Here is a 12191-nt window from a genome sequence, read left to right as displayed (position 1 = left end):
GACCTCCTGATTCGGAATAGATCTGTCCAACCATCTTCGGAATCCGTCGTGCGAGTGCTTGCCAACCGCGCGATCCACCCGTCAAGATCAGGCCATGCCCACGAAGCCGAGCGCCAACCTCGATGCCGTGTCCAAGGCGATCATCGAGCAGCTGCAGCATGACGGGCGCAAGTCGTATGCGTCGATCGCCACCGAGGTCGGGCTCTCCGAGGCGGCCGTGCGCCAGCGGGTCCAGCGCCTCCTCGACGCGGGCGTCATGCAGATCGTCGCCGTCACCGACCCGCTCCAGGTGGGGTTCCTGCGGTCGGCGATGATCGGCCTGCGGGTCTCCGGAGACATGACCGAGGTCGCCGACGCCCTCACCACGATGGACGAGGTCGACTACGTCGTCACGACGGCCGGCAGCTTCGACATCCTCGCCGAGGTCGTCTGCGAGGACGACGACCATCTCCTGGAGCTGCTGACCAAGCGGATCCGGACCCTCCCGAACGTCACTGCGACCGAGACGTTCGTCTACCTGAAGCTGAACAAGCAGCTCTACAACTGGGGTACACGATGACACTCAACCCGAACGACGTCTGGGAGCCCTCGTCGGACCGGCGCACACCGGCCGGCACGCTGCTCTCTGACGCGGCCCGCGACCACCTGTGGATGCACTTCACGCGCCACTCGGTCTTCGAGGAGCCCGGCTCCGGCGGGCTCGGGCACGCCGTCCCGATCATCACCAAGGGGGACGGCTGGAAGATCTGGGACGACCGGGGCAACGAGTACATCGACGGCCTCGCTGGCCTCTTCGTGGTCCAGGTCGGCCACGGGCGCGAGGAGCTCGCCGAGGCCGCGGCCAAGCAGGCGCGCGAACTCGCGTTCTTCCCCCTCTGGTCCTACGCCCACCCGAGCGCCATCGAGCTGGCGGAGCGGCTGGCGGGCTACGCCCCGGGCGACCTCAACCGCGTCTTCTTCACGACCGGCGGCGGCGAGGCGGTCGAGTCCGCGTGGAAGCTCGCCAAGCAGTTCTTCAAGCTGACCGGCAAGCCGACGAAGCACAAGGTCATCTCGCGGGCGGTGGCCTATCACGGCACGCCCCAGGGCGCCCTCTCGATCACGGGCATCCCTGCCGCCAAGGAGATGTTCGAGCCGCTCGTGCCCGGAGCGCACAAGGTGCCCAACACCAACCTCTACCGGGCGCCGGAGCACCTGCGCCACGACGAGAAGGCCTTCGGCCGGTGGGCGGCGGACCGGATCGCCGAGGCGATCGAGTTCGAGGGGCCCGACACCGTCGCCGCCGTGTTCCTCGAGCCGGTGCAGAACTCCGGCGGCTGCTTCCCGCCGCCGGCGGGCTACTTCGAGCGGGTCAGCGAGATCTGCGACGAGTACGACGTCCTGCTGGTCGCCGACGAGGTCATCACCTCGTTCGGGCGCATCGGCTCGATGTTCGCCAGCATCGACTTCGGCTTCCAGCCGGACATCATCACCTGCGCGAAGGGCATGACGAGCGGCTACTCCCCGATCGGCGCGATGATCGCGAGCGAGCGCCTCTTCGAGCCGTTCAAGAAGGGCACGACCTACTTCCCGCACGGCTACACCTTCGGCGGGCACCCCGTCTCGGCTGCGGTGGCCCTCGCCAACCTCGACATCTTCGAGCGCGAGGGGCTGAACCAGCACGTCAAGGACAACGCACCCGCCTTCAAGGCCACGCTGGACCGGCTCCTCGACCTGCCCCTCGTCGGTGACGTCCGGGGCGCCGGCTACTTCTACGGGATCGAGCTCGTCAAGGACAAGACGACGCGCGAGACGTTCAACGACGAGGAGTCGGAGCGTCTCCTGCGCGGCTTCCTCTCCAAGGCCCTCTTCGACGCCGGGCTCTACTGCCGCGCCGACGACCGGGGCGACCCCGTCGTCCAGCTCGCCCCGCCGCTGATCATGGGCCAGGAGCAGTTCGACGACATCGAGTCCCGGCTGCGCTCGGTCCTCACGGAGGCCGAGAACCACCTCTGACCCGCTCCAGCACACCGCCTTCCCCCGCAACACACCCGGATACCGACTGCCTGGGCCGCCTGTAGGCGGCCCAGGCGCGCCGCAACCGGGTGTGTTGCTCGGCGTCGGGTGCGGAACCGGCTGGGTACGGCTGTCGTTGACAGGACTGACGACGTCGCCGACACCTGGGAGTGGACATGGGATTCCTCGATCGACTGCTCGGGCGTGAGCCCCTCCAGCAGCAGCACCAGCCGGCCCCTCCGACTGGCCGCCCCTATGACGTGCCCACCCCGAGGGGTGGCGCGTCGAGCGAGGACGAGCGGGCCATCGCGCGCTACCGCTACCTGCTGCGCACCGCACCTCCCGAGGACATCGAGAAGGTCCACGCCGAGGCATTCGGACAGCTGTCGCCAGAACAACGCCAGATGGTGCTCCAGCGCCTGACCGAGGACCTGCCCGAGGCGGAGCGTCCCCGGAGCGACCAGCCCGCGGACCTGGCCCGCAGCGCCACCCGCGCCGAGATGCGCCAGCCGGGCTATCTCCAGGGCGCCTTCGGCGGACGCGGGGGCATGGGGATGGGCGGCATGTTCGCCGGTTCGATGCTCGGGACCATCGCCGGGTTCGTGGTCGGCTCCGCGATCGCCGACGCGATGCTCGGCGGCTACGAAGGCTCGCCCGAAGCAGCCGAGGCAGGCGACGCCGGTGGGGACGCCGGTGGGGACGCCGGTGGGGACGCCGGTGGGGACGCCGGTGGCGATGTCGGTGGTGGGGACCTCGGCAGTGATGCGGCCGGAGACGCAGGAGGCGGCTTCGGCGACTTCGGTGGCGGCGACTTCGGTGGCGGCGACTTCGGTGGCGGCGACTTCGGTGGCTTCGGAGACTTCTGACCCCTCGCCACCGCAACACACCCGCTTACCGTCTGCTCGCGCCGGCTGCAGCCAGCACCATCACGCGGTAAGCGGGTGTGTTGCGGGGTGACGGGTTCAGACGCCGGCGACGGCGTGGAAGAGTCCGGCGATCCCGATGATCACGGGCACCGACGCGAAGGTGCTGATGAAGATCGCGTCCCGGGCCAGCGTGACCTCGCGGCGGTACTTGACCGCGTAGGTGAAGATGTTCTGCGCCGTCGGCAGCGCGGCCGTGACGACGACAGCGAAGAGCGGCTGGTCCCGCAGGCCGAGGGCCAGGCCGAGGCCGAGCGCGATGGCCGGCATGGCCAGCACCTTGAGGCCGACGATGGTCCAGACGTGGCCGGCGGAGGCCCCGGCGGCTGGGCGCGGTCCCCGGCGCAGGGAGATCCCGAAGGCGACGAGCATCGAGGGCACGGCCATGTTGCCCAGCAGCTCGATCGGGTCGCTGACGACCCTGGGCAGGTGAAGGTCGAGGACGGCGATGAGCAGGCCGCCGATGGCCCCGATGGTGATGGGGTTGCTGAACATGCGGCGCACACTCCGAAGCAGCCGGGGTCGCTCCCCGCGGGCATCGCTGTCGAACAGCGCCATGTAGACCGGCGTGATGAGGAGCAGCTGCATCAGCAGCGTCGGTGCGACCCAGGCGACGTCGCCGAGCACGTAGAGCGCGATGGGGATGCCGAGGTTCCCGGCGTTGACATAACCCGCTGACAGGCTGCCGATCAGCCGCGAGCCCAGGGACTCTCGGGGCCAGCGGAGCCGGGCCAGGAGCAGGTAGAGGACCGCGATGAGTCCGAAGCTGGCCAGGGAGGTCAGCAGGTTGCGCGACAGGACGGCATCGAGCGGCGTGCGCTGCATGACCGTGAGCAGCAGGGCGGGCGAGGCCGCGTAGAAGGCGAGGCGCGACAGGTTCACCTGAGCCGAGTCGTCGAGGATTCGCAGGTGGGCGAGCAGCCAGCCGGCCGCGACGATCACCGATATCGTCGCGAACCCCTCGAGGACACCGAGCACGCGCCGATCCTGTCAAAGCCCGGGACAGCGCGCCGGGCCGGTCCAGATCCCGGTGGCCCGTCCGGTCCTCGGCGGGCCAGGTTCACCGGCATCATGGCGACATGGAGATCGAGACCCTGGACGCCCTCGACGAGCACCTCGACGAGGGTGACAGTGTGCACGGGCTGCGCCTGCAGAACCTCGATCTCACCGACTACGCACCCGCCCTCGGCGCACACGGGGACCTCACCGGGCTCGTGGTCCTCGGTGGCGTGGTGCCTCCTGATGTCGCCGAGGTGCTGCACCGAGGCGGCGCCATCGTGTTCCCGCAGGTGGCCGACGCCCCGATCGACCCGTGGCGCGGCCTCTACTACCCCGAGGACCTCTACGCAGGCCTCGAGGACGGCTACTCAGCCACCCCGGATGCCCGCGCCTATGCCTGGTCCATCGACGGGCGCCTGCGCACGGACGCCTACGCGACCCTGGTCCGGGCCATCCATGACGACTCCGTCACGGACGACCTCGACGAGTTCGTCGAGGGCCGCTCCTGCGTCGGGGTCATGGGCGGACACGCCCTCCAGCGCGGCACCACGGCATACGCGGAAGCGGCCCACCTGGGCCGACGCCTGGCTGAGGCAGGGCACGTGGTCATCACCGGCGGTGGTCCGGGCGCGATGGAGGCCGCCAACCTCGGGGCCTTCGTTCCGGACGCCGACGCCCTCCCCGAGGCCCTGACCCGCCTGGCGGCCGTACCGTCGTTCCACCCCGACATCACGACTTGGGCGCGGACGGCGATGGGCGTGCGGCACGACCTCCTCAGGGACGCCCTCGGTGAGTTCGACGCGGACCCCAGCCTCTCGGGGGTCGAACCAGTCCTCCCGGCCCAGACCCTGGGCCCGACAGCCCGGTCGCTGGGAATTCCCACCTGGTTCTACGGACACGAGCCGCCCAACGTCTTCTGCGACGTCGTGGCGAAGTACTTCTCCAACGCGATCCGCGAGGACGGGATCCTGGCCCGGAGCAACGGCGGCATCGTCGTGCTGCCAGGCGCTGCCGGGACCGTCCAGGAGATCTTCCAGGCGGTGACGCCGCTCTACTACGCGCCCGACGACCGGGCCCTCCCCCCGTTGATCCTCGTCGGGCGCAAGCACTGGACCGAGACCGTCCCGGTCTGGCCCGCGCTCCAGCAGCTGGCGGCTGGGCGCCGCATGGCAGCAGCGCTGCACGTGGTGGACAGCGTCGACGACGTGTGCTCCCGACTGCCACTCGCCACGGGTTAGCGCGGGCCGGCGACATCGTGCGCGGATTATTACTACGGCCGATTCCGGTACTACGATCCGTAGTATCGCGTTTCCGATCGAGGGTGAAGACATGACCGAGCGAGACCGCCTCCACCGCGTCGTCGTCGTGGGGGGAGGGATCACCGGCCTGGTCGCCGCCCGACGACTCGCGCAGGCCGGCCATGACGTCACCCTGGTCGAGGCCGCGCGCCGGCTCGGAGGCCAGGTGAACACCGTGCAGCTCGGCTCGCGACGGGTCGACGTGGGCGCAGAGGCGATCCATCTGGGCTCGCCCACCGCACGCAGCCTCGTGGAGGAGCTGGGCCTCACCGAGAGCGTGCTCGGCAGCCGCCCGGGCCAGAGCTGGCTGTGGACCGGCCGAGGCCTGCGTGCCCTACCCGCCGGGGTCACCCCGTCGGGACCGACGCGTCTGCGACCCGTCGTGACGAGCGGAGTCATGTCCGTCCGCGGCCTGGGGCGGGCCGGTCTGGAGCCACTGCTCGCGCGCCTGCGCCCCGGACTGGCCGACGACGAGGACATCTCGGTCGGCGAGTTCGTCTCCTCCAGGTTCGGGCACGAGGTGACGCAGCGCTTCATCGACCCACTGCTCGGCAGCCTCCACGCCGGAGACGTCCACCGACTGAGCCTGCGCGCCTGCGCTCCGGCGCTCGTCGATGCCGCGACCCAACGCCGATCGCTGGTGCGGCGACGCCCGGCGCCGCCCTCCGCCCCGGGTGCGGCCCAGCTGCCGATGTTCGCCTCGTGGCCGGGCGGTCTTGCGACCCTGACGGACGCCGTCCTTGCGGACCTGCCGGTGCGGGTGCGCCTCGGCTGCCGTGTCGAGCGCATCACCAGGGAGCCGGACGGCTACACCGTCGAGGTGACGCAGCTGGAGGCGCCCGGCGAGGCGCCCGGCGAGGCGGCCGGCGCCACCGAGCAGCTCCGTGCCGACGGCATCGTCCTGGCAGTCCCGGCGGCGGCCGCAGCCCCCCTCCTCGCCCCGCACAGCCGGCGCGCAGCCGGCATCCTCGACTCGGCCGAGGTCGCCAAGGTCGCGACCGTCGTGCTCGGCTTCGACCGATCGGCGACGAAGGACCTGCGCGCCTTCGCCGGGACAGGAGTGCTCATGCCATCCACGGCCGGCATGCTGCTCAAGGCCGCCACCCACCTCTCCCGCAAGTGGCCACAGTTCGCCGATGACGAGTACTCCCTCGTCCGCCTCTCCGCCGGGCGAAGTGGCGACAACCGCATCGCCGAGCTGTCCGACGACGAGCTCGTCAGCCAGCTCGTCGACGACTACCGCACGGTGACCGGGCTCGACGCCGCCCCGCACGTCCTCCACGTCCAACGGTGGTCCGACGGCCTGCCGCAGCTGCGCGTGGGCCACACCGCCCGGCTCAGCGCTCTCCGGGAGGAGGTCGCCCAGACCTTGCCGGGCGTCGTCCTGGCCGGTTCGGCCTACGACGGGCTCGGTCTGGCTTCCTGCATCGCCTCCGGAGAGACCGCAGCGGCAGCCCTGTCACCCCACCGGACGGCTCCGGCCGCCAGCACGAGCCCGGTCGGCGCATGACGACGGTCACGGAGCGCGCCGCCGTCCGCCGGCTGCGCCACGCCCCAGAGGACCGCCCGATGATCGTCATCTGGGAGGTCACCCGCGCCTGCGCCCTCGTCTGCCTCCACTGTCGCGCGGACGCGCAGCACCGCCGCAATCCGCACGAGCTGACGACGGAGCAGGGCCGGGCGCTGCTCGATGACATCGCCGGCTATGGCGCGCCCTACCCGATCGTCGTCCTGACCGGTGGGGATCCCTTCGAGCGGCCGGACCTGGCCGACCTGGTCCGCCACGGATCCTCCATCGGCCTGCACATGGCCCTGTCGCCCTCGGTCACGCCACGGCTGACCCGTGACGTGCTCGACGAGCTGCGCGCGGCCGGCGCGGGCGCCCTGTCGTTGTCCCTCGACGGCAACACCGCCGCCACCCACGACGCGTTCCGTGGTGTCCGTGGCGTGTTCGACGCGACCCTGCAGGCGGCTCAGGACGTCCGGGATGCCGGGTTCCGGCTCCAGATCAACTCCACCGTCACGCGAGCCAACGTCCACGAGCTGCCCGACCTGCTGCGCACCGTCATCGACCTCGGCGCCTCGCTGTGGAGCGTGTTCTTCCTCGTCCCCACCGGTCGCGGCGAGATGCTCCAGCCGCTCGAGCCGCAGGAGGTGGAGGACGTGCTCCACTGGCTCCACGACGTCTCCGACCTCGTCGCGATCAAGACGACCGAGGCTCCGCACTACCGGAGGGTCGCGATCCAACGCGCGCGGGCGCGCGACGACGCCCCGGACAGCCGCGCACCTGCCGTCGGCGAGCTTCACCACGAGCTGACCGCCGCTGTGGCCGAGCTGCGAGCCGAGCGGCATACGGCCATCCGACGTCCTCGCCCGCCGATCGAGGTCAACTCGGGCCGCGGCTTCGCCTTCATCGACCACCTCGGCGACGTCTATCCGAGCGGGTTCCTCCCCCACCGGTGCGGCAACGTCAAGGAGACCGGTTTCCGGGACATCTACCAAGCGAGCCCGCTGCTGCGCTCCCTGCGCGACCCAGCGCAGTTCGAGGGCAAGTGCGGTGTCTGCGAGTTCCGCGACGTGTGTGGCGGGAGCCGGTCGCACGCCTACGCCGTCACCGGCAACCTGCTGGCCTCCGACCCGACCTGCGTCTACGAGCCGACCGGCCAGCCCGAGCACTGACCGGCCCCACACGATGTCACGGCCTAGCTGCCCCGCAGCACCGGGCCGAGGCGATCGAGGACACTCGCGTCCTCGATCGTCGCCGGCACGGCAGGTGATCCGCCATCGGCGATCTCGCGCATCGTCTTGCGCAGGATCTTGCCCGAGCGTGTCTTCGGCAACCCGTGGACGATGTCGACCTGGTGCAGGGCCGCGACGGCTCCGACCTCCGACCGCACTCGCGCGACGAGCTCCTTGCGGATCCGCTCCCCCTCGGCCTCGCCGTCGATCCCGCTCTTGAGCACGACGAGCGCCCGAGGGACCTGACCCTTGAGCTCGTCGTGGACGCCGATGACGGCGCACTCCGCCACCGCCTCGTGGCCGGCGAGGGCGGCCTCGATGGAGCCGGTCGAGAGCCGGTGGCCGGCGACGTTGAGCACGTCGTCGGTCCGCCCCATGACGAAGAGGTAGCCCTCCTCGTCGACGTACCCTCCGTCGCCGGTGAGGTAGTAGCCCGGGTAGGCGGACAAGTAGGAGGACACGTAGCGCTCGTCGTCCTGCCACAGCGTGGGCAGCGTGCCCGGAGGCATCGGCAGCTTGATGCAGATCGCGCCCTCCTGGCCGGCCGGCAGCTCGTTGCCCTCGCTGTCGAGCACGCGGACGTCGTAGCCCGGCACCGGCACCGACGGCGACCCCGGCTTGATCGGGAGCATCTCGATGCCCTTGGGGTTGCAGGCGATCGGCCAACCGGTCTCGGTCTGCCACCAGTTGTCGATGACCGGGACGCCGAGCGCGGCCGACGCCCACTCGTAGGTGTCCGGGTCGAGTCGCTCACCGGCGAGGTAGAGCGTTCGGAAGGAGGAGAGGTCGTAGTCCTTGACCAGGGACGCCGACGCGTCCTCCTTCTTGATGGCCCGGAAGGCGGTCGGCGCGGTGAAGAGGCACACGGCGTCGTACTCGGAGATGACTCGCCAGAGCGCTCCCGCGTCGGGGGTCCCGATCGGCTTGCCCTCGTAGAGCACCGTCGTCGCCCCGATGAGCAGCGGGCCGTAGACGATGTACGAGTGGCCGACGACCCAGCCGACGTCGCTCGCGGTGAACATCGTCTCGCCCGGTTGGACGTCGTAGAGCCTGTCCATCGACCAGCGCAGCGCCACGGCGTAGCCGCCGCTGTCTCGGTAGATGCCCTTCGGTTTCCCCGTCGTGCCCGACGTGTAGAGGATGTACAGCGGATCGGTGGCGGCGACCGTGACGGGCTCTGCGCCGGCCTGGGCCGCCTCACCGGACTCGAACTCGTCCCAGTCGATGTCGCGCTCGCCCAGCTCGGCGCGCTCCTGCGGGCGCTGGAGGATGACGCACGCGTCGGGTTTGTGCGCGGAGCGGTGGATCGCCTCGTCGAGGAACGGCTTGTACTTCACGACGCGGGACGGCTCGATGCCACAGGACGCGGAGAGCACGACCTTGGGCGCCGCATCGTCGATCCGGGCAGCGAGCTCCTGCGGGGCGAACCCCCCGAAGACGACGGAGTGGACCGCGCCGATCCGGGCGCACGCGAGCATGGCGATGACGGCCTCCGGGACCATCGGCATGTAGATGACGACCCGATCACCCTTCTCGACGCCGAGGCCGCGCAGGCCTCCGGCCACGGCTCGCACGCGAGCGAGCAGAGCGGCATACGTGATGGTTTCCTTCGTCCCCGTCACGGGTGAGTCATAACGGATGGCGGGCTGGTCGCCACGACCCGCGGCGATGTGCCGGTCGATCGCGTTGTGGCAGACGTTCAGCTCACCATCGGGGTACCAGCGGTAGAACGGCGGGTTGTCCGAGTCGAGGATGCGCGTGGGCGGCGTCACCCAGTCGATGAGGCCGGCGGCCTCCGCCCAGAAGGCCTCGGGATCGGTCAGGCTCGCCTCGTACATCGGGCGGTAGCTCGAGGGGTATGCCGCTGGGCTGGCTCCGTCGCTCATGTTTCCACCCTGCCCGCTCCCCCACGGCGAGGGCCAGACCCGATTTCGTCACACGAGCCGAGCGGTCAGATCCCGTCGGCGAGCGGAGCCTCGACCCGTACCTCGACCGCAGCCTCCACCCGCGCCCCCGAAGGGGCGCTCGACCGTCAGGCGGTCGCCGCGGCGAGCTGGCCGCAGGCTCCGTCGATGTCCTGGCCGCGAGTGTCCCGGATCGTCGTCGGGATGCCGTGGGCGCGGAGCCGCTCGACGAAGTTCTGCTCGACGCCGGGCCGGCTCGCGGTCCACTTGGAGCCCGGCGTCGGGTTGAGCGGGATCGGGTTGACGTGCACCCACCCGCGGCCACGTCGGTTGAGCTTCTGCGCGAGCAGGTCGGCCCGCCAGCCCTGGTCGTTGATGTCGCGGATGAGGGCGTACTCGATCGACACGCGACGCCCGGTGACCTGGTAGTACCGGTGGGCCGCGTCGATGGCCTCGTCGACCTTCCAGCGGGTGTTGATCGGCACGAGCTCGTCGCGCAGCTCGTCGTCGGGAGCGTGGAGCGACAGGGCGAGCGTGACCGGGATGCCCTCCGCGGCGAGCTTGTCGATCCCCGGCACGAGACCGACGGTGGACATGGTGATGCCCCGGGCCGACATGCCGAGCCCGTCGGGAGCGGGGTCGGTGAGCCGGCGGATCGCGCCGATCGCGGCGGAGTAGTTGGCGAGGGCCTCTCCCATGCCCATGAAGACGACGTTGCTGACCCGCAGCGGGTGCTCGCGGTCGGCGTCGTCGCCGCCGGCGAGCTCGCCGGTGCGCAGCGCCCGCGCCGCCCAGACGACCTGCTCGACGATCTCGGCAGCCGACATGTTCCGCGTGAGCCCGGCCTGGCCCGTGGCGCAGAACGGGCAGTTCATGCCACAGCCGGCCTGGCTCGAGATGCAGATGGTCACGCGCTTCGGGTAGCGCATGAGCACGGACTCGACGATCGCGCCGTCGTGGAGTCGCCACGCGTACTTCATCGTCTTCCCGTCGTCGGCCTGCCGACGGACGATCGGGGTCAGCAGCGTCGGGAGCAGGTCACGGACGAGGTCGGTGCGGACCGCCTTCGGCAGGTCGGTCATCTGCTCCGGGTCGTCGACGAGCCGCTCGAAGTAGTGGGTGGACAGCTGCTTCGCTCGGAAGCCCTGGTGGCCCAGCGACTCCACCACCTGCTTGCGCTCGGCGGGGCTGAAGTCGGCCAGGTGGCGCGGCGGCTTGCCACGACGTGGCGCCCGGAACGTGAGCTGCCCGGGGATCGGCGGCGCCGTCGTCGGCTCGGGAAGCGAGACAGGCGCTGGGTTCTCAGTCATGGTGCACCCATTGTCTCAGCCGGTGTCAAAACGTCGCGCGGATGCCGCTGGGCTCGCTCCGCGCCCACGACGCGTGTGGACGGGGTGGAGTGAGAGCTCAGGCGACGGCGCGCTCGGCGAGGAGGGAGAGCACCGCCCAGACGATCGGCACGACGACGATGAGGGAGTCGAGCCGGTCCATGATGCCGCCGTGCCCGGGCAGGATGCTCGACATGTCCTTGATCCCGAGGTCGCGCTTGATCAGCGACTCCATGAGGTCGCCGATCGTCGCGGCGACGGCGACGGCCACTCCGAGGGCGATGCCGATCCACCACGGGTGCCCGAGGAAGAAGTGGATCGTCAGCGAGCCGGCGAGGATGCAGAGGACGACGGAGCCGGCGAAGCCCTCCCAGGACTTCTTCGGGCTGATCGTCGGCGCGATCGGGTGCTTGCCGAGCCAGACTCCTGCCGCGTAGCCGCCGATGTCGCTGCTCACCGCGGTGAGGAGGAAGACGAACATCCGCCCCACCCCGTCGGGCTCCGCGAGCAGGAGCACGGCGAAGCCGACGAGCAGCGGCGGGTAGGTGGCGATGAAGATCCCGCCGAGGACATCGCGCCCGGCACCGTCCAGACGGCCACTGCCGCGCCAGAGGAGGATCGCCGCTCCGGTGAGGACCCAGGCGGTGACCAGCCCCGCCGGTCCGTGGACGTAGGCGGCCCACGTCATGCCGGCCATGCCGATCACGGCCGGGACGAGGGGGGCCCGGACCGCGACGTTGCGCAGGGCGACGTGCAGCTCCCACATGCCGATGGCGACCGCGATCGCCACGACGACGAGGAACGACTCCTTCTTGACGAGCAGCGACGTGATGATGATGGCACCGAGCACGACGCCGACCCCGATGGCAGCCTTGAGGTCGCGTCCAGCCCGGGAGACGGGTGCGGTCGGCACCGGCGGGTCGGGCAGTGCGGCGGCGGGTGGGGTGGTCATCGCGAAGTCATCGAGCGCTCGTCGAAGCGGTGGCGGCCCGGGACGGGGCCCGG

General features: G+C 70.7%; 10 protein-coding genes. 6 read left to right on the top strand and 4 right to left on the bottom strand.

What is annotated here, in order from left to right; translation table 11 throughout:
• The first annotated feature begins 94 nt into the window (after positions 1–94).
• The 3 genes from ABWV20_RS11490 to ABWV20_RS11480 all read left to right on the top strand — a co-directional run bounded on the left by ABWV20_RS11490 (position 95) and on the right by ABWV20_RS11480 (position 2861).
• Positions 95–559: an Lrp/AsnC family transcriptional regulator gene (locus ABWV20_RS11490; RefSeq protein WP_353355295.1), complete on the top strand. Its 465-nt coding sequence runs from the start codon at positions 95–97 to the stop codon at positions 557–559.
• On the top strand, positions 556–1995 hold the full coding sequence (locus ABWV20_RS11485) for an aspartate aminotransferase family protein (protein ID WP_353355294.1): 1440 nt from the start codon (positions 556–558) through the stop codon (positions 1993–1995). The genes ABWV20_RS11490 and ABWV20_RS11485 overlap by 4 nt, the downstream gene beginning before the upstream one ends.
• A gap of 176 nt (positions 1996–2171) precedes the next feature.
• Positions 2172–2861, top strand: coding sequence for a hypothetical protein (locus ABWV20_RS11480; protein WP_353355293.1), 690 nt, complete (start codon positions 2172–2174; stop codon positions 2859–2861).
• Between the two features lie 96 nt (positions 2862–2957).
• Here ABWV20_RS11480 and ABWV20_RS11475 read toward each other — a convergent pair whose 3' ends face one another.
• A complete protein-coding gene (locus tag ABWV20_RS11475; protein WP_353355292.1) occupies positions 2958–3896 on the bottom strand; it encodes an AEC family transporter in 939 nt (312 codons plus the stop codon).
• 101 nt (positions 3897–3997) lie between these two features.
• On the opposite strand from ABWV20_RS11475, the gene ABWV20_RS11470 reads away from it, so the two are divergent.
• From ABWV20_RS11470 to ABWV20_RS11460, 3 genes are all read left to right on the top strand, one after another.
• Positions 3998–5155, top strand: coding sequence for an LOG family protein (locus ABWV20_RS11470; protein ID WP_353355291.1), 1158 nt, complete (start codon positions 3998–4000; stop codon positions 5153–5155).
• 91 nt (positions 5156–5246) lie between these two features.
• Positions 5247–6725, top strand: a complete 1479-nt coding sequence (hemG, locus tag ABWV20_RS11465) for a protoporphyrinogen oxidase (protein WP_353355290.1) — start codon at positions 5247–5249, stop codon at positions 6723–6725.
• Positions 6722–7894 carry a TIGR04053 family radical SAM/SPASM domain-containing protein gene (locus tag ABWV20_RS11460; protein ID WP_353355289.1) on the top strand — a complete coding sequence of 391 codons (1173 nt, stop codon included), beginning with the start codon at positions 6722–6724 and terminating at the stop codon, positions 7892–7894. The genes hemG and ABWV20_RS11460 overlap by 4 nt, the downstream gene beginning before the upstream one ends.
• A gap of 23 nt (positions 7895–7917) precedes the next feature.
• On the opposite strand, the gene ABWV20_RS11455 is transcribed toward ABWV20_RS11460, so the two are convergent.
• The 3 genes from ABWV20_RS11455 to ABWV20_RS11445 all read right to left on the bottom strand — a co-directional run bounded on the left by ABWV20_RS11455 (position 7918) and on the right by ABWV20_RS11445 (position 12138).
• Positions 7918–9840, bottom strand: a complete 1923-nt coding sequence (locus ABWV20_RS11455; protein WP_353355288.1) for a propionyl-CoA synthetase — start codon at positions 9838–9840, stop codon at positions 7918–7920.
• A gap of 146 nt (positions 9841–9986) precedes the next feature.
• Positions 9987–11168: a dual-specificity RNA methyltransferase RlmN gene (gene rlmN, locus ABWV20_RS11450; RefSeq protein WP_353355287.1), complete on the bottom strand. Its 1182-nt coding sequence runs from the start codon at positions 11166–11168 to the stop codon at positions 9987–9989.
• A 97-nt stretch (positions 11169–11265) separates the two neighbouring features.
• A complete protein-coding gene (locus ABWV20_RS11445; RefSeq protein ID WP_353355286.1) occupies positions 11266–12138 on the bottom strand; it encodes a phosphatidate cytidylyltransferase in 873 nt (290 codons plus the stop codon).
• Between the last annotated feature and the right edge of the window lie 53 nt (positions 12139–12191).

The sequence above is a fragment of the Intrasporangium sp. DVR genome, from assembly GCF_040365325.1.
GTDB lineage: Bacteria > Actinomycetota > Actinomycetes > Actinomycetales > Dermatophilaceae > Intrasporangium.
This window is presented reverse-complemented; position numbering and strand designations above follow the sequence as displayed.

Excerpts from the sequence above, each read along its gene's own strand:
- hemG (WP_353355290.1), top strand. The coding sequence starts at position 5,247 with ATGACCGAGCGAGACCGCCTCCACCGCGTCGTCGTCGTGGGGGGAGGG.
- ABWV20_RS11445 (WP_353355286.1), bottom strand. The coding sequence starts at position 12,138 with ATGACCACCCCACCCGCCGCCGCACTGCCCGACCCGCCGGTGCCGACC.
- ABWV20_RS11485 (WP_353355294.1), top strand. The coding sequence starts at position 556 with ATGACACTCAACCCGAACGACGTCTGGGAGCCCTCGTCGGACCGGCGC.
- ABWV20_RS11480 (WP_353355293.1), top strand. The coding sequence starts at position 2,172 with ATGGGATTCCTCGATCGACTGCTCGGGCGTGAGCCCCTCCAGCAGCAG.
- ABWV20_RS11455 (WP_353355288.1), bottom strand. The coding sequence starts at position 9,840 with ATGAGCGACGGAGCCAGCCCAGCGGCATACCCCTCGAGCTACCGCCCG.
- ABWV20_RS11460 (WP_353355289.1), top strand. The coding sequence starts at position 6,722 with ATGACGACGGTCACGGAGCGCGCCGCCGTCCGCCGGCTGCGCCACGCC.
- ABWV20_RS11490 (WP_353355295.1), top strand. The coding sequence starts at position 95 with ATGCCCACGAAGCCGAGCGCCAACCTCGATGCCGTGTCCAAGGCGATC.
- rlmN (WP_353355287.1), bottom strand. The coding sequence starts at position 11,168 with ATGACTGAGAACCCAGCGCCTGTCTCGCTTCCCGAGCCGACGACGGCG.
- ABWV20_RS11470 (WP_353355291.1), top strand. The coding sequence starts at position 3,998 with ATGGAGATCGAGACCCTGGACGCCCTCGACGAGCACCTCGACGAGGGT.